Raw genomic sequence first — 16,105 nt, forward strand, 5'->3', positions numbered from 1 at the left:
TTCCTGCATGTCGAGACTCGCTTTGGCCACCACCTTCATCCTCTGTCTGGCCGGCGGATCGGCGCAGGCCGCGCGCTGCGGCGGCGACTTCAACAGCTTCGTCGCCAGCATGAGCTCGGAGGCGCAAGGAGCCGGCGTCTCGGCGAGTGTGACCAGCGCGGCATTCAGTGGCATCGCCCAGGACGGCGCGGTGCTCGCCTTCGACCGGCGCCAGCGCTACACCTTCAACAAGAGCTTTGAGCAGTATGTCTCGACCCGCGTCGGCCCCGGCCGCATCAATGGCGGCAGGGCACTGCTTCAGCGCCACGCGGCGCTGCTCTCACGGATCGAGCAGCAGTTCGGCGTGCCCCGCTATATCCTGGTCGCGATCTGGGGGCTCGAGAGCGATTTCGGCAAAGGCGACATCGGCAAGCTGCCGGTGATCCGGACGCTCGCCACGCTCGCGCATGATTGCCGCCGCACCGAGCTGTTCCAGGGCGAGCTGCTCGCCGCGCTCAAGATCGTGCAGCGCGGCGACCTGCCGCTGGGCGACCTGATCGGCGCCTATGCCGGTGAGATCGGCCAGACCCAGTTCCTGCCGTCGTCCTACATCAAATACGGCGTCGATTTCGACGGCGACGGCCACGTCGACCTGCGCCACAGCGTGCCCGACGTGCTCGCCTCGACCGCGAACCTGCTTCACACCAGCGGCTTCAAGATGGGCCAGCCCTACGGCGAGGGCACCGCCAATTTCGAGGCGATGCGGGAGTGGAACAGGGCGGTGATCTACCGCAAGACGATCGGCTATTTTGCGGACCGGCTGGCGGGGCAGTGACTTCACCCTCCCCTGGAGGGGGAGGGTCGGCTCGCATTGAGCGCAGCGAAATGTGAGACGGGGTGGGGTGACAGTCTCTCCGCCTCGAACAGTGTCTGTGTGGAGAGATCACCCCACCCCGCTCGCGCTTCGCGCGATCGACCCTCCCCCTCCAGGGGAGGGTGGGAGCAAACAACTCTCATGTCCCCTTCGCCATCTTCTCCAGCTTCCTTTGCAATGGCGCCCAATACGTTCCGGGGCGGAAGCGCTGCAACAGGTCCATGAAGCGGGCGTCGTTGCCGATCAGGATGCGGGGCTGGTTGTTCTCGATGCCCCTGATGATGCGCAGCGCGGCGTCTTTCGGCGTGGTCTTTGCCGCGTTCTCGAACCGCTCGATCGATTGCGCGCGGCGCGCATTGTCGGTGACGCCGACCCCGGTGCGCGAATTGCGCGCGATGGAGGTGGCGACGCCGCCGGGATGCACCACCGACAGTCTGACGGGGCTGCCCGCGACCGCAAGCTCGTGCCGCACGCTCTCGGAAAAGCCGCGCACCGCGAACTTGGCGGCGGCATAGGCCGACTGTCCCGGCGGCGCGATGATGCCGAAAATCGAGGAGACGTTGACGATGTGCGCCTCTGCCAGCGTCTTCAGGTGCGGCAGGAAGGCGCGCGTGCCGTGCACCACGCCCCAGAAATTGATGTCGAACAGCCACTCCATCTGCGTCTGGTCGATCTCCTCGAACGATCCCATCAGGGCCACGCCGGCATTGTTGATGACGATGCCGAGCGCGTGATGCGCAGCGATCGCATCACGCGCGAACTCTGCGATGTCGCCGGGCTCGCTGACGTCGACGCGATGCACGCTGACCTTGCGTGCGGCACCGATCTCGGCGGCGAGCGTCTTCAACCCGGCCTCGTCGCGATCGGCGAGCGCGAGATCGCAACCGCGGTTGCCGAGCTCGATCGCCAGCGCGCGGCCGATGCCGCTCGCCGCTCCCGTGATGGCGGCGGCGCCGCGAATGGCAGTCATGATGTCCCCCCGTCAGGCCGGTCGTGTGGAACTATGATGTACATTTTTCATGATGGAACTGAACCACCGGCGAACTGGCTCCTTAACATAGGTTACGCAAGCAAGCATTGGAGCGGCCCATGGGACAGGCAGAACCATTTCGTGCAACGGCGCTGATCGTTGAAGACGACCCCATGCAGCGGGAGATGCTGAGCCTGCTGCTGGAAGAAAGCGGCTACCTGGTCATCCAGTGCGACAGCGCCGAGGCGGCCCAGCGGGTGCTCGACAATAGCGCCGGCGCGCTCTGTCTGATGCTGACGGACGTTCAGCTTGCGGGGCGCATGAACGGGGTCGAGCTCGCGCACGTCGCCAAGGACCGCAATCCAAAGCTCGACATCGTCGTCACCTCCGGCCGCCCCTTGGCGCAGCCCTTGCCCGACGGCGCGAAATTCTGGGCCAAGCCGTGGGCTCCGCTCGACGTGCTCCGCGAGGCCGAGCTCGCGCAGCTGTCCTGACGGTTGATCCGGGGGCTCGCTTTCTTGCCGTGAGGCGCGGTGATAGAGTCTGCCGATGACCTTGTCCTTCCTGCTCACCTCGCTCATCGTCGTCGCCTCGCCCGGCACCGGTGTGCTTTACACCCTGGCTGCGGCGCTGACCCGCGGCTCGCGCGCGAGCATCGCTGCCGCCTTCGGCTGCACGCTGGGGATCGTGCCGCACATGATAGCTGCGATGCTCGGGCTTGCCGCGGTGCTGCACACCAGCGCGCTCGCCTTTGCCGCGCTGAAATGGGGCGGCGTCGCCTATCTGCTCTACATGTCCTGGCAGGCGCTGCGTGAGACCGGAGCGCTGGCGGTCGAGGCTGATATCAAGGAGCGGTCGAGCCGCCGCGTCATCGTCACCGGCTTCCTGATCAACATCCTCAATCCGAAACTGTCGATCTTCTTCCTGGCCTTTCTGCCGCAGTTCATCGCGGTGGATGAAGCCCATGTGCTGGCGCGGATGCTGGAATTGAGCGGCGCCTTCATGGCGATGACCTTTGCGGTGTTCGTCCTCTACGGCCTCTGCGCGGCGTCGGTGCGCGAGCGTGTCATCTCCCGCCCGCATGTCATGGCCTGGCTGCGCCGCAGCTTTGCCGCCGGCTTTGCCGCGCTTGGTGCCAAGCTGGCGTTTGCGGAGCGGTAGGCTTCTCCGTCGCGGCAGCTGAGCGTGGATTAATAAAAAAGCGGGCCTTGTGCCCGCCATCTTCAATCTCTCAACCTTACTCGACACCCGGGCGGAGCGAGGCTCCACCCGGGCAAAGAACATGCTGGCTACTTCTTCTTCGCGGCCTTCTTGGCCTTTTTCTTCGTCGCCTTCTTCGCCTTCTTCGCTTTCTTAGCCATAGTATCCTCTCAAGGGTTCATGGTTAAACGCGACACGAGGGATGCTCGGCGGAGGGCCAGCCTCGCAACATCCTCGACCACAAACTCAGCAGATTCGCAGGTCTCTGCCCCGTGCTGTCACATCTGTGTCATTACGTTATCCACAGCTCAGATGCATTTTCGGGTGATTTCTGCCCGCGAATCCGCATCGCGATGCGCTTCGGCGCGACCGCGCGGCGAGGTCGCGACATGCCTAACGATCCGATAATCGCGGCGCGCTGTTCATGAATCCAAAACCAAGGGCGAGCTTTCGCAGATCGCAGTGAGGTTCCGTTAAGTGCAATCCGCGCATTCTTCTCCGCAAGAACGCGGGGAAAGGGTCATGGACGAACGGCAGCCAGAGACAGGGGGTGCGACGCTGCGCGTGCCGCACGCGCCATGCTGAACGTACCGACACTCTGGACGGTCTTCGTCGTCAACTTCCTGGCGCTTGGCCTGATCTGGGCCTACGTGACGCGCTCCTATCCGAAATTTGCGGCCGCGCGGTTCTGGATGGCATCGTCGTTCATCGGCGCCACCGGCGCGATGACGGCCCTGGTCCGCCTGTTCGTCGCCTCTCCCCTGCCGCTGCTTGTCGGCGCTGCCGGTATCATCGCGGCGAGCTGCCTCGCCGCCATGGGCATTCAGCGTTTCTATGACCGGCCGGTCTCATGGCGCGTCATGACCGCAACGGGGGTGCTAAGCCTCGCTGGCGTCGTGTTCTTCATGGTCGGCTTCGAGCACATGCAGCTCCGCATGCTCAGCTACACGCTCGGCCAGGCCTTGCCGCTGGTGCTGGCGCTGCGTCTGCTCCTGGCGCCGCCGGAAGGCCGCGTCAGCCCGGGTGCGCGGCTGTCCGGCATCGTCATCCTCACCATCGTCGGGATCTTTGCGGTTCGCACGCTGGGCAATCTGCTCGGCCACGATTTCTCGGCGCGCGCCGGCGGTCAGGCTCATGGCGTCATGGTGCTGGGCCTCCTGTTCCTGTCGATGACGCTCAATTTCGGCTTCCTGCTGATGGCGATGGATCGCCTGCGCAACGAGGTCGCCGACCTCGCACTGCTCGACGATCTCACCGGCGTCGCCAACCGGCGGCATTTGTTGCAGCGCCTGTCCGAGGAATGCGCCCGTTCGGAGCGCAGCGGCGAGCCGTTCTCGCTGCTGGTGATCGATCTCGACGGCTTCAAGGCCATCAACGACACCCATGGTCATGCCGCGGGCGATGCCTGCCTGCGGCACTTCACCCTGATGGCGCAAACGCGGCTGCGGCCGGGCGACATGCTGGCCCGCACCGGCGGCGACGAGTTCTGCGTCGTGCTGCCGTCCTCGACCCTTCGCGAGGCTGCCGCGATCGCCCGCCGCGTGCTCGAGGTCTGCCGCCAGGACGCCGCGGCCTGTACAACCAGGGACATCCCGATCGCGATCTCCATCGGCGTTGCCGAATGGGACCGCGGCATCGGCCAGTTTCCGGACCGACTCATCGCCCATGCCGACCACGCCCTCTATGACGCCAAGAAAAACGGCAAGAACGACTTTGCCGTCTACGATCCGGCTCCGCCGCTCTCGCCTGAGCGGCCCGGGCTCGACGAGGCCACGCGCAAATTCGCATAAAGCCTGCTAGGATCTGGGCCCGCCTCGGACCCGCATGATGATCCTCCGCCTGCTCGCGGCTTTTCTCGCCGCTATTCTTCTGCTCACCCCAGCCGCCGCAACGGACGCCGAGCTCGCGAAGATCGCGCGCGGCTCCGGCACGCCTGACATTCCCGGCCTGAAAATGGTCTGGCTCGCGCCATGGGGCGATGTCCGCGACGCACATCCCTGGCGCAACATCATCGTGCACCAGACCGAGGGGCCGACAGGCTCGGCGCGCGGCGGCGCGGCGGAGCAGTCGAAGAACCCGACGCGCCGCGGCGTCACCGTGTGGGTCGAGACCGACGGCACGGTCTATTGGGCGGTCGCCGAGAACATGGTGCCGACCCATGGCGACGGCGCCAACCGCAACGACAACAAGTATATCGACAACCGATCGACCTATCGCCAGGTGGTGCGCGACAACTCGATCGGCGTCGAGTTCGCCGGCAACTATCCGGATGTCACCGCGGGCCCGACCGAGGCGCAGGTCGCGGCCTGGAAGATCCTCGTGAAGGTGCTGCGCGCGCGCTACGGCATCCCGTTGGACCACGTCTATGCGCACAATTGGATCGACTACAAGGACGCCCGCTATTGCGAAGGCTGCTGGCTCGCGACGCTGGCGCGAACGTGGGGGGAGTGACGAGCAGCTAAACCGGCTGCGCCATCCATCCGAACAGCCGTCGCATCAATCCCGGCCGCCGTGGCAATTCCGGCGGGCCGTCCGACGCCAGCACGCGTTTGAAGAAGTAATCCAGGAACACCATGTCGTTCGGCTCGGTGACGGTGAATTGTTCGTCGCCGAAGAACACGCTGTAATTATAGAAGAACGGGCCCATGAGCGGGATCGTCGCGGTCGAGGCATAGTCCTTGGAGATGACGAACTCCGCGGGATCGAGCCCGTGCTCGCGCATCGCCTGCTCGACCAGCGGCAGCTTGCGCATGAACTGGGCGGAGAAGCCGCCGACGGTGGATTGCAGGATGATCGACACGGTTGGTGTCCGTTCGGTTGAGGCCGCCGGCCCGATCATTCTGGGTCGGTCGACCGGACGCGCGGGTTCAAGGCAAGCCCGGTTCTCCTTCGGCCGAAGAGAGGGAATGTGATGGCCGTCTCGCACACGGCAGGCTTCTCCGCCGACTCCAGCCACAGCTGTCATCGCCCGGTTTAATCGGGCGATCCAGTATTCCAGAAGCCTTCGTTGGAGATCTCGCTCTCGCGATTGACGCTGCGGCGTACTGGATGCTCCGGTCGAGCCGGAGCATGACACCGAGCGTGGGGGCCGCACGTCGCATCACTTGGACGAAGCATGGCGTCCCTCTCAAACAGAGCATCGCCACAAACAAAAAAGCCGGCGTTGCCGCCGGCTTTCTGTCTCTTGTCGATCCGCCAATATCTTACCGCGAGAAAAGCCCGCTTAATGCGCGGCTTCCAGCGCGGCCTGTTCCGCCCGTGCGATCGTGCCCTTGACCGCGGCCTGCACCTTTTCAAAGGCGCGGACTTCGATCTGGCGGACGCGCTCGCGCGACACGCCGAACTCGGCAGCAAGGTCTTCCAGCGTCATCGGCTCATCGGCGAGGCGGCGAGCCTCGAAGATGCGGCGTTCGCGCGGGTTGAGCACGCCCATGGCGCCGTTCAGCGCGTCACGGCGTTCGTCATACTCCTCGTGCTCCGCCAGCAGGGCTTCCTGGTTGGGCGTGTTGTCGACCAGCCAGTCCTGCCACTCGCCGGCTTCGCCGTCATCGCGGATCGGAGCGTTGAGCGACGCGTCGCCACCGAGGCGGCGGTTCATGTCGATCACGTCCTGATCGGTGACGCCGAGGCGCTTGGCAATGATCTTCACCTGGTCGGGGCGGAGATCGCCCTCGTCCAGCGCGTTGATCTTGCTCTTCGCCTTGCGCAGGTTGAAGAACAGCTTCTTCTGGTTCGCGGTGGTGCCCATCTTCACGAGCGACCAGGAACGCAGGATGTACTCTTGAATCGACGCCTTGATCCACCACATCGCGTAGGTGGCGAGACGGAACCCCTTTTCGGGTTCGAAACGCTTCACCGCCTGCATGAGGCCGACATTGCCTTCCGAGACGACCTCGGAGATCGGCAGGCCGTAGCCGCGATAGCCCATGGCGATCTTGGCCACGAGGCGGAGATGGCTGGTGACGAGTTGGTGCGCCGCGTCGCGATCGTCATGCTCACGCCAACGCTTGGCGAGCATGTATTCCTGCTGGGGTTCCAGCATCGGGAACTTGCGGATCTCGGCGAGGTAGCGAGAAAGGCCGGATTCTCCATTGAGGACCGGCAAAGCAGCGGTACGGGCCATGATGAAGCCCTCCAAGGTTCAGGCCCCCGATAGCGGCGGGCCAGGCAGACGACCGCTGTGTTAAAGCCGGCCGTAGCTGCGATGTTCCGTTGGTCATTTCCAACGCAAGCGCAATATACCCCATGGGGGGTCAAAAAGGGAAGGATTGCTGACGTCACGTCCCCGTGTGGCAGCTATAACTTTTTGTAATGTAACGCTTTTCCAAAGCGGCCTGCGTCATAGCGCCGCTTTCAGGACGCCCTGAAGGAGAAGCAAATCCTTCGGCAGCGGCGCTTCCCAGTGGAGTAATTCTCCGGTTCGCGGGTGCTCCAATACCAGCAAATAGGCATGCAGGGCCTGCCGCCCAAGCGTGGCGAGAGTCGCCTGCGACTCGGGGCCGAGGTGGCTCGCCTTGGTCTTGAAGTGCGGGCCATAGACGGCGTCGCCCATCAGGGGGTGGCCGATATGGGCGAGGTGGACGCGAATCTGGTGGGTGCGTCCGGTCTCGAGCTCGCAGGCGAGCAGGGAGGCGATCGGCTTGCCGTCACGCCCCGCAAAACTCTCCAGAAGCTCCCAATGCGTCACCGCCTCGCGGCCGCCCTGGCGCACCGCCATCTTCTCGCGCGCATATGGGTGGCGGTCGATCGGCGCATCGACGGTGCCGCGATGGCGTCCCGGCAGCCCCCAGGCGAAGGCCATGTAGCCGCGGCGCATCGCACCCGTTCGGCCGTGGTCGGCGAATTGCGCGGTGAGCGAGGCATGGGCGAGGTCGTTCTTGGCGACCACCATCAGTCCGGTCGTGTCCTTGTCGAGCCGGTGCACGATGCCGGGCCGGCGCACCCCGCCGATGCCGGAGAGCGAGCCGCCGCAATGGGCGATCAGCGCATTGACCAGCGTGCCGGTCTCGTGGCCGGCCGCAGGGTGCACGACGAGGCCCTTCGGCTTGTTCAGGACGACGATGTCGTCGTCCTCGAACACGATATCGAGGGCGATATCTTCGCCCTTGGGCTCGGGTGGGGCCGCCTCCGGCACGTCGATTGTGATCGTATCGCCGGATGTGACGTGATAAGCGGGGTCGCGGATCGCGGCGTCCTTGAGGCTCACCGCGCCCGCCAAAATCAGGGCTTTCAGCCTCGATCGCGACAGGTCGGTGAGGTGCGCCGCCAGCACGCGGTCGAGCCGGGCCGAGCCCTCGTCGCCGGCGACGACAACTTCCAACCTTTGCGCAGAGCCCGAGCTATCCATGACGACGTCTGATACCGCTGTTCCCGAACCGAGCCCCGAGCAGGCCGCGCTGTTCGCGCGGGTGCGGCGGATGATGCTGATCGCGGGGTTGACCACGGCGCTGGCAATCTGCGCCGTCCTGATCGCGGTGGGCTACCGCCTTTTCAAGTCGGAGGGAAGGGCGTCCGACGTGGCCGGCGACGTCATCGCCGCCCTGCCCAAGGGCGCCAAGATCGTCTCGACCGGGGTCGCGGGCGACCGCCTCGTGGTCACGCTGGACGTGGGCGGCGTCATCGAGATCCGCACCTTCGACGCCCACACACTGAAGCCGGCCGGAAAGCTGAAATTTGCCAATGAGCCGTAAAAGGCTCGTTCGGGTCCTTGCGGCGGACAAATTTCGAGGTTATTGGCTAGCCCTCACGCTCCCTTCGTCTAGCGGTTAGGACGCGGCCCTCTCAAGGCTGAAACAGGGGTTCGATTCCCCTAGGGAGCGCCATTTCGATCCAGAGCATCTTGACGCGCTCATTGGGCGGACCGAAGCCACCCTTCCGCAGTCAAAGCTTCCAGCTCGGCAAAATACTTCTCATTCGGGTCTCGATCTGGCGTCAGATCGGCAAGGTCTCCACCCGATCTGATTTCGCGCATCCTCTCATTGAGATGTTCGGCAAGCACCGAGCCGATAGCATGAACGGCATCGTGACGATCCAGCCCCTCGGACATCAGCCGCAGCGCCGTGCGTCGCACGGGTAGTTCGGCATCGGCAATCTGGTTCTCGACGATGGCGTGAACGACAGCGTGCAATTCCTCCCGGGGGAGGCCCATGCCGGCCCGTCGATGATACTCCAGCACAAGATCGATCCGGTCTTGTTCGTCCAGCGCAAGCCACTGATCGGGGTGAGGCTCTACCAATGGATCATACTGCCAGGTCATCTTCCAGCGCTTGCGGACTAGCTTGGCGCAATCCGGATAATGGCTCATTCAGGCTTTGTGAGCCGAGACAGCACTTCTTGAACTTCTTGCCGCTGCCGCAGGGGCAGGGATCGTTTCGTCCCACTTTGTAGGATTTCACCATTGCGAGCTCCAGCGACAGAACCGCGTTGACAGCTTCTCTTCCGAGTGAGGAGACTATGCGGACAGCGTGATGAGCGGCGTAATCTCCGGACAGCGATGCGACGCAGCAGTCATTCGCCCGTTGCTGCGACAGTGCATCAAACTCTTTATGCCGTTTTATAAGACGCGATCTTCTTGATCTGCGGTGCCAGCACGTCTTCAGCCGTTTCCAGGTCGAAGCGCGTCTGAATGTTCATCCAGAACGCAGCGCCTGTCTTGAAGAATTTTCCAAGCCGCAGCGCGGTATCAGCCGTGACGGGCTTTTCCCCGCGCGCAATGCGCTCGATCTGGGTGCGCGGCACGTTCAGGGCGGCCGCGACCGCGTAGGGCGTCAGTTTGAGCGGAACGAGAAATTCCTCACGCAGGATTTCGCCGGGATGAATTGGCGGTAGCTTCTTTGCCATCTGCGAACTCCTTTTAGTTGGCCCCCAACCAACCCCCGCCGCCCGAGGTCGAACCGCCTAAGGCGACCCGTCAAGAAGCGACCCCACCAGGCCAAGGGGGCGACCCCGCAACCCGCGACACCATACAACGCTGAACAGTAGACCCAGGCCGCGCGAAGTGGCACCGCAATCTGGATTTATGAGAACCGTGTTGCCTTCCCTGTAACTGCCACCACTGATTTTCTCGCACCAACTATCCTCAATAGGTCCGGTCGCGCGGTCCCGGCGGTTCCTCACGCTCTCCAAAGGACCCTAACGACCGATTGCGCGGGGAGCATTCCCGATCTTGCGCCAGCATCTCGCGCACACGCACCCTCGGCGTGCACCTTGCCAGCATCGAGCGCACACCATCACCATCGTGCAACGAGACCCTTCGGCCCACGTCTGTTTAGCCCCAACAACGGCGCGAGAGCGGACATGCCGGGGCCGCCCGCTTTGGGCCCAATAGCAGCTATTCAGCCCTATCAGATGCTCCGTGGGAAAACCGGCAAGAGCTGTACGCTATCGCGCGACATAGGCTTTTGATAAAATCAGTGTGATCCGCGCTGCCCGGAGCCGCAAGGACCACGACCATGCAGATCGATCGCCGGTTCGCAGATTACGGTTTGACTGGTGGCTTCTTCCTTATTTGTCAGTTGGGTATGCTTTGGGCTTTAGGATATTGGCCAAATATCCGCACTGGTCTTGAAGGTTTGTGGACATCCACCAGTCCGCTTGCCCCTATCATCACGGGCTTCGCCGGCGCTCTCGCGGTGATCGCCGTGTTCGTCGTCGGTTTGATACTTGACTTGTCCGCGTCCATTTTTCGCGGCGAGGAGATGAAGATATTCGCACGTCACCTCGACCGTAACAGCGAGTGGATGGCCGCATTTATTGAAGCCCACAAAGCTTATTGCGGAGCCGACTACGAAACCTTCCGGCGCGTAATCCGTGAACTGCCCAGCCCAAGCGCACGGCAGATCTTCACATTTATGTTTTGGAAGCCCGAGGAATTTAAGTTTTGGAATCCCGACAAATTGCGCCGCGACTTCGAGGCAGCGAAGGTCGCTTGGGGATTTGGCATAGACTCCGAATATGAGCGCCTATTGAGCTTCTTCACATCCTACATCGGCCAGTCCGGATCCGCGCAGCTGACCTTGATGGCTGATCAATATTCGCTCTGGCGGACGGCACGCGCAATCGCGATCGGTCTGTGGTTACTCACCATAGAAGCCATACTCGTCTCGAACATTTTCGGCCTTGCCGCGGCGGCCGCAATCATCTTGCCTATCCCTTGGATAATCATTGGCCTCACCCTTTTTATTGTTCGCGGACCCTATTCCCGAATGTGTTTCACCTTGTTCTCGCTGCTGTACATGGCATGCGAAAAGCAGATCGTGCCACAAAAGAATGCGGATCCAGCGCCTTAGTCAGCTGTGCCGAAAGCAGAAGTGAACTCGACGGGAAAAAGAGGCTAGACATCAAGTCTTGTGGTCCTGGCCGTCGTTGCTACGGTCAAGCCTTGGCGAAGCGTCACGCGCGTAAAACCGGCTCGGTCCGTGCGTTTCGTAGAGATGAGGGAGGCCAGAAGGAACTCGGCTCCCGGGAGAGCGCGGCATAGGCCGTCAAACCATCGCGCAGGGAAGGTCTTGTCGGCTGCTCTTATGTCTCCCCTGTGCATGGCGTGTGCATCTGTTCAGCATGGGGGTTTTGTGGGTGCCAGCCGGCGCCCGGTCTTCCCTGCGCCCTTTCTTTCCGAGGGTGAAGCGAGAAGCATAGCTCGGGCAAATCATGCCGCGAGACGCGTGCGCATGTGCGTGGCTGGCCCGCCAAATGACCTTCCGTGCGAGCATGCTGCGTCGGCATCGACGGAGGTGGTCGTTCCTCCCGGAATCTGCCTCTATGCGAATTCAGCGCGGAGGAGTTTTGACATGAGCGGCTTGGTGATCTCTGGCGGCCGGGTGGTGGATCCCGCGAGCGGAATGGACGCCGTTGGCGATGTGGCGATGATGGACGGCAAGATCGCCGCGGTCGGCACGGGCCTCGGCGGCGCCGAGCGGGTGATCGACGCGACCGGGCTCGTGGTCGCGCCGGGCTTCATCGATCTGCACGCGCATGGCCAGTCGATCCCGGCCGACCGCATGCAGGCGTTCGACGGGGTAACGACGACGCTCGATCTCGAGGCCGGCGTGCTGCCGGTCGCCTCCTGGTATGAGCGCCAGGCGCGGAAGGGGCGCGTGCTGAACTACGGCGCCGCCACCAACTGGGCGTTTGCACGCATCGGCGCGATGACCGGCTCGAATGCCGAGAGCTCGCTGGAGGCGTTCGGCAATGCCATGCGTGATCGCCGCTGGATGGACAACGTGGCGAGCGATGCGGAGGTCGCCGGCATCCTCGAGCGTCTTTCGCGCGGCCTGAACGAGGGCGGCATCGGCATCGGCATCCTGAACGCCTATGCGCCGGGCGCCGGCGTGCAGGAGCTGACGGCGGTCTGCCAGCTTGCGGCCCGGCAGGACGTGCCGACCTTCACCCACGTCGCCTACATGTCGCGCGTCGACCCCGAAAGTGCGGCGGAAGCCTATATCCGCCTGATCGGCTATGCCGGCGCCACCGGCGCGCACATGCACATCTGCCATTTCAACTCGTCGAGCAAGACCGACATCGAGCGCTGCCGCGTGCTGGTCGAAAAGGCACAGGCGCAGGGCCTCCCGATCACGGTCGAAGCCTATCCCTACGGCACCGGCTCGACCGTGCTGGCCGCGGCCTTCTTCAGCGATCCCCAGTTCGTCGAGCGCAACGGTACCGGTTACGATTCCGTGCAGCGTGTGACCGACGGTCACCGCTTCCGCGACCGCGAAGAGTTGCTGAAGGCGCAGGCCGAAGAGCCGTCCTCGCTGGTGCTCTGGCATATCCTCGATACCGACAACAATGCGCATCATCGCGATCTGCTCGACATGTCAGTGCTGTATCCCGACGGCGCGATCGCGTCCGATGCGATGCCGTGGACGACGTCGGACGGCAAGACCTACACCGGCGATGCCTGGCCGCTGCCGGACGATGCCACCTCGCATCCGCGCTCGGCCGGCTGCTTCACGAAATTCATCCGCGAATGGGTGCGCGAGCGCAAGGCCGTGTCGCTGCTGGAAGGCGTGCGCAAATGCGCGCTGATCCCCGCAGAGATCCTGTCGCAGAGCACGCCGGCGATGCGCGCCAAGGGCCGGCTCGCAAAGGACGCCGATGCCGACATCGTCGTGTTCGACTACGAGAAGCTCTCGGACCGCGCGACCTTCACGGCGATGAACCGTCCCTCCGAGGGCGTGCGGCATCTCGTGGTCAGTGGTCAGCCGTTGATCACCGGCGGCATTCTCGATGTAGCGGCGCGGCCCGGCCGCCCCGTGCGCCGTCCCGTCGTCGAGGGCTGATCCCATGCCGGTCCCCATTCTTCTGGTGACGGGCTTTCTGGGGGCTGGCAAGACCACGGTCGTGAACCATCTGCTGGCGAATGCGGAGGGACGGCGGATCGCCGCAATCGTCAACGATTTCGGCGCGATCAACATCGACGCGGAGCTGATCGCGGGTGCGAGCGACGGCGTGGTCAGCCTCGCCAATGGCTGCATCTGCTGCTCGCTCGAAGGCGATCTCTTGCGCACGCTCTCGACGCTGCTGCGGCGCGATCCGAAGCCGGAATACATCGTCATCGAGACCAGCGGCGTCGCCGATCCCGCCGACATCGTCCGCAACCTGATGGACCCCGTGATCCTGCGCGAGGCGCCGCTGGAAACCGTGCTCTGCGTGATGGATGCGACGGCATCGACGGCTGCCCCGGATGATGCGCTCCACCGCTCGCAATTGCGCGTCGCCGACATCGTGGCGCTGAGCAAGCTCGATCTGGCGGACGAGGGCGCAGGCGCTCGCATGCGCGAAGCCATCCGCGCGCAGCGCGTCCCCGCCGTGGTGGTCGATGCCAGGCACGGCGAGATTCCGTCCGCGCTGCTGTTTCCCGCGGCTGTCGATCGCGCGCCCGCGCCGCGCGAGCCGGGGCCGAAACGCCCGGCAGAAGAGCGCTTCGAGACGCTGAGCTGGACCTCGGATCAGCCGCTGTCGCTGCCGCGCCTTCAGCAGGCGATCGGCCGCCTTGCGCCAAAGCTTGCGCGCGCAAAAGGCCTGTTCGAGACCGTCGAGCAACCCGGGCGACAGATGGTGCTTCAGTTCGCCGCCGGCCGCGCGACGCTCGCCCCTGGCGATGCACCGGCGGAAGGCGTGCCGCGATCGCGGATCGTCTTCATCGCCGAGCTCGGCGTGCTCTCGAAGGCCGAGCTCGACGGAATCATGGCGGCGTGCGTTGCCGATGGGTAGCGTTGGTTCGTAGCGCGTGCAGGCGTGGCCATCAAATCGGGTCACGCCTCAATCCTCCATCTGCAGCCCATCCCCGTGCACATACCACTCCGCGCGCGACGTCCAATGCGCATGCCGGTCCGGTGTCATCCCCAGCCGCTCGTCGAATGCGCCGGCATGGATGATCGCCTCGCGCCCGCTGCGTGTGAGGTGTGGCATCGGGCTGCCGCAAATCTCGCAGAACGCGGTCGCAAAGCTTCGCGCGTTGGGCAGGTCGAAGCGCACGACGGATGCTTCACCGCGCAACCATCGCAGCGCTCCTGCCTTCACGATCACCTCGCAGGCATGCGCGGTCCCGGTCGCCTTGCGGCAGCGCGAGCAATGGCAGTTGAGGAAGCGATCGAACGGACCCTCGACCTCGAACGCGACCTCGCCGCACAGGCAGCTTCCCTGGAATGCGGCCATCTCACTCCCCCTCCGGCTCGGCCGGCTTCTCGGCCGCATCTCCCGCCCCCCATCAGACCCTTCCGGCGGTCATTTCTCAAGGGGGGACCGCCCCGATCGTTCAGCGCCATCAAGAACGACGACCCCAGCGGTGGTCGCGCCGGGGTCGTCTGGAGGTTTCATGGAGGGCATCGAGCTCAGCGTCTCCATGGCGATGTTGATAGCGCAAGGTCGCTGGAGATGCGACTAGAACCCATCAAAGCATCAGCACAAGGCAAGCGCGTTGACGGCCCGCGTTGTCGCCATCTCGTTCTCGTTGCCGACGAACTGGCAAACGACGGATTCGAGTTCGCCCGGCTGCTTGCTTCGCGCGACCGCCAGCAGTCGCATCAATTCCGCCTCGTCCTTCGACAGGCGCCGGCACGACGGCGGCATGAAGCACAGTTCGCACGGCCGGCCGCTGCGCAGGATCCTGACGAGCGCAGCAGCGCGCGCCACCAGCAGCGGACTATCGGCGATGCCCGGCGCCTCGTCGGCGAAGCGATAGGCCGCTTCCCAGCAATCGGAGGCGCCGGTCGCATAGGCCGCTCCGATGAATCGGAACAGCGACAGCGCGACGCGGGAAAATTCATCGTAGCTCTCGACGCAGGGACGCGCCGCAAGCGCGGCCTGGAGCGGACAGAGCCGTGGCTGGCCGGCTTTCTCGACTGGCGCAGAACCGCACGTATCGTGGAGCATGAACGATCCCGTCAGTGCAGCGTGGGACTTCCGACCAGGCAGCTCTTCATCGCCATCGTCCGGTCATGGCCGAAAGACCGAACGTGTCGGTCGGGCAGGATCAGCCCAGCCATGCGGAAGATCGTTGCAAGCCCCCGCACGGGCGCGAGAGCCCAATCGGCACCGACCGGCGGCAACCAGCTCTCGAACTGCTCGCGCGCGACGTCGATGCGTTCCTGCTGTGCCGCGGCGATCGCCCGCAAGATTCCTTGCTCGCTGTCCGACATCTTCGGACAGGTCGGGCAATGAACTTCGATGGCCGTATGCGCCGTGCACGCAAAGATCTCGATGATGGATTCCAGGGACGGCACGGCGTCGCTCACGCGAAAGTGGTCATACACTTGCTGGATATCGGCCGCGGTCGGAACGGCACTTCCACTGCGTGCCTTGGCCCGAAATCCCCAGTCGAAGAGCCGCTCCGCCGCGCACAGCGCGGGAAGGTCGAGGGACTTGCCATATGTCGATTGATGCATTGAGCCTCTGGCCTTCTGTGCAGCTCACGCCACAGCTGGCGCTGATGATCTGCGCCGATCGTTCCGCCAGAGCCGACCGCAAGTCAACGCTCGGAGCGGCGATATCGAGGTTTTCTAGCAGTCTGCTGAAAAACCTCGAAATGGAGCGTCCTCGCCGGTCGTTGTTGGGGCGATGCGGTGGAGTTGGACGTAATT

The 16,105-nt window shown here is 64.1% G+C and carries 19 protein-coding genes, 1 tRNA gene and 1 pseudogene; 11 read left to right on the forward strand and 10 right to left on the reverse strand.

The window, feature by feature from the left end:
• Positions 1-7 precede the first annotated feature (7 nt).
• Positions 8-814 carry a lytic murein transglycosylase gene (locus AC5ZFO_RS17815; RefSeq protein ID WP_282523261.1) on the forward strand — a complete coding sequence of 269 codons (807 nt, stop codon included), beginning with the start codon at positions 8-10 and terminating at the stop codon, positions 812-814.
• 178 nt (positions 815-992) lie between these two features.
• Here the strand turns inward: AC5ZFO_RS17815 and AC5ZFO_RS17820 are convergent, their stop codons facing one another.
• Positions 993-1,823 (reverse strand): SDR family NAD(P)-dependent oxidoreductase, encoded by an 831-nt coding sequence (locus AC5ZFO_RS17820; RefSeq protein WP_282523262.1) that lies wholly within the window; start codon positions 1,821-1,823, stop codon positions 993-995.
• 119 nt (positions 1,824-1,942) lie between these two features.
• Between AC5ZFO_RS17820 and AC5ZFO_RS17825 the strand changes: the two genes are divergently transcribed.
• The 4 genes from AC5ZFO_RS17825 to AC5ZFO_RS17840 all read left to right on the forward strand — a co-directional run bounded on the left by AC5ZFO_RS17825 (position 1,943) and on the right by AC5ZFO_RS17840 (position 5,474).
• On the forward strand, positions 1,943-2,317 hold the full coding sequence (locus tag AC5ZFO_RS17825) for a response regulator (RefSeq protein ID WP_282523263.1): 375 nt from the start codon (positions 1,943-1,945) through the stop codon (positions 2,315-2,317).
• A gap of 55 nt (positions 2,318-2,372) precedes the next feature.
• Positions 2,373-2,984: a LysE family translocator gene (locus tag AC5ZFO_RS17830; RefSeq protein ID WP_282523264.1), complete on the forward strand. Its 612-nt coding sequence runs from the start codon at positions 2,373-2,375 to the stop codon at positions 2,982-2,984.
• 617 nt (positions 2,985-3,601) lie between these two features.
• Entirely contained in the window at positions 3,602-4,813 is a 1,212-nt protein-coding gene (locus AC5ZFO_RS17835; RefSeq protein ID WP_282523265.1) for a GGDEF domain-containing protein, read from the forward strand.
• A 34-nt stretch (positions 4,814-4,847) separates the two neighbouring features.
• Positions 4,848-5,474 carry a peptidoglycan recognition protein family protein gene (locus tag AC5ZFO_RS17840; protein ID WP_282523266.1) on the forward strand — a complete coding sequence of 209 codons (627 nt, stop codon included), beginning with the start codon at positions 4,848-4,850 and terminating at the stop codon, positions 5,472-5,474.
• 7 nt (positions 5,475-5,481) lie between these two features.
• On the opposite strand, the gene AC5ZFO_RS17845 is transcribed toward AC5ZFO_RS17840, so the two are convergent.
• The 3 genes from AC5ZFO_RS17845 to AC5ZFO_RS17855 all read right to left on the reverse strand — a co-directional run bounded on the left by AC5ZFO_RS17845 (position 5,482) and on the right by AC5ZFO_RS17855 (position 8,370).
• Positions 5,482-5,823, reverse strand: a complete 342-nt coding sequence (locus AC5ZFO_RS17845) for a hypothetical protein (RefSeq protein ID WP_063985480.1) — start codon at positions 5,821-5,823, stop codon at positions 5,482-5,484.
• 423 nt (positions 5,824-6,246) lie between these two features.
• Positions 6,247-7,146, reverse strand: coding sequence for an RNA polymerase sigma factor RpoH (gene rpoH, locus AC5ZFO_RS17850; protein ID WP_282523267.1), 900 nt, complete (start codon positions 7,144-7,146; stop codon positions 6,247-6,249).
• Between the two features lie 216 nt (positions 7,147-7,362).
• Positions 7,363-8,370 carry an RluA family pseudouridine synthase gene (locus tag AC5ZFO_RS17855; RefSeq protein WP_282523268.1) on the reverse strand — a complete coding sequence of 336 codons (1,008 nt, stop codon included), beginning with the start codon at positions 8,368-8,370 and terminating at the stop codon, positions 7,363-7,365.
• Between AC5ZFO_RS17855 and AC5ZFO_RS17860 the strand changes: the two genes are divergently transcribed.
• Both AC5ZFO_RS17860 and AC5ZFO_RS17865 read left to right on the forward strand, forming a co-directional pair.
• Complete coding sequence (locus AC5ZFO_RS17860) at positions 8,369-8,713, forward strand: hypothetical protein (protein ID WP_282523269.1); 345 nt, start codon at positions 8,369-8,371, stop codon at positions 8,711-8,713. The two genes, AC5ZFO_RS17855 and AC5ZFO_RS17860, sit on opposite strands and share 2 nt — an antisense overlap.
• Positions 8,714-8,770: 57 nt before the next feature.
• Positions 8,771-8,845: transfer RNA gene (locus AC5ZFO_RS17865), tRNA-Glu, on the forward strand.
• A 26-nt stretch (positions 8,846-8,871) separates the two neighbouring features.
• On the opposite strand, the gene AC5ZFO_RS17870 is transcribed toward AC5ZFO_RS17865, so the two are convergent.
• The 3 genes and pseudogenes from AC5ZFO_RS17870 to AC5ZFO_RS17880 form a co-directional block, all read right to left on the reverse strand.
• Positions 8,872-9,327 (reverse strand): hypothetical protein, encoded by a 456-nt coding sequence (locus tag AC5ZFO_RS17870; RefSeq protein WP_282523369.1) that lies wholly within the window; start codon positions 9,325-9,327, stop codon positions 8,872-8,874.
• A pseudogene (locus AC5ZFO_RS17875) lies at positions 9,263-9,403 on the reverse strand (SEC-C metal-binding domain-containing protein); the annotation flags it as partial. The gene AC5ZFO_RS17870 and the pseudogene AC5ZFO_RS17875, both read right to left, overlap by 65 nt.
• Positions 9,404-9,566: 163 nt before the next feature.
• Positions 9,567-9,863: a HigA family addiction module antitoxin gene (locus AC5ZFO_RS17880; RefSeq protein ID WP_282523270.1), complete on the reverse strand. Its 297-nt coding sequence runs from the start codon at positions 9,861-9,863 to the stop codon at positions 9,567-9,569.
• Positions 9,864-10,474: 611 nt separating this feature from the next.
• Between AC5ZFO_RS17880 and AC5ZFO_RS17885 the strand changes: the two genes are divergently transcribed.
• From AC5ZFO_RS17885 to AC5ZFO_RS17895, 3 genes are all read left to right on the forward strand, one after another.
• On the forward strand, positions 10,475-11,311 hold the full coding sequence (locus tag AC5ZFO_RS17885; protein ID WP_282523271.1) for a hypothetical protein: 837 nt from the start codon (positions 10,475-10,477) through the stop codon (positions 11,309-11,311).
• Positions 11,312-11,812: 501 nt separating this feature from the next.
• On the forward strand, positions 11,813-13,303 hold the full coding sequence (locus AC5ZFO_RS17890; protein ID WP_282523272.1) for an amidohydrolase family protein: 1,491 nt from the start codon (positions 11,813-11,815) through the stop codon (positions 13,301-13,303).
• A gap of 4 nt (positions 13,304-13,307) precedes the next feature.
• The gene (locus AC5ZFO_RS17895; protein WP_282523273.1) at positions 13,308-14,237 is read left to right on the forward strand and encodes a CobW family GTP-binding protein; all 930 of its coding nucleotides are present in this window, start codon (positions 13,308-13,310) and stop codon (positions 14,235-14,237) included.
• Between the two features lie 48 nt (positions 14,238-14,285).
• On the opposite strand, the gene AC5ZFO_RS17900 is transcribed toward AC5ZFO_RS17895, so the two are convergent.
• The 3 genes from AC5ZFO_RS17900 to AC5ZFO_RS17910 form a co-directional block, all read right to left on the reverse strand.
• Positions 14,286-14,681, reverse strand: a complete 396-nt coding sequence (locus AC5ZFO_RS17900; protein ID WP_282523274.1) for a GFA family protein — start codon at positions 14,679-14,681, stop codon at positions 14,286-14,288.
• 243 nt (positions 14,682-14,924) lie between these two features.
• On the reverse strand, positions 14,925-15,398 hold the full coding sequence (locus AC5ZFO_RS17905) for a hypothetical protein (RefSeq protein WP_282523275.1): 474 nt from the start codon (positions 15,396-15,398) through the stop codon (positions 14,925-14,927).
• A gap of 11 nt (positions 15,399-15,409) precedes the next feature.
• Complete coding sequence (locus AC5ZFO_RS17910) at positions 15,410-15,910, reverse strand: hypothetical protein (protein WP_496122277.1); 501 nt, start codon at positions 15,908-15,910, stop codon at positions 15,410-15,412.
• Between AC5ZFO_RS17910 and AC5ZFO_RS17915 the strand changes: the two genes are divergently transcribed.
• The coding region (locus AC5ZFO_RS17915; RefSeq protein WP_496122278.1) for a hypothetical protein at positions 15,895-16,105 on the forward strand (211 nt) is incomplete at its 3' end. The two genes, AC5ZFO_RS17910 and AC5ZFO_RS17915, sit on opposite strands and share 16 nt — an antisense overlap.

This window comes from Bradyrhizobium sp. Unk1 (assembly GCF_059512345.1).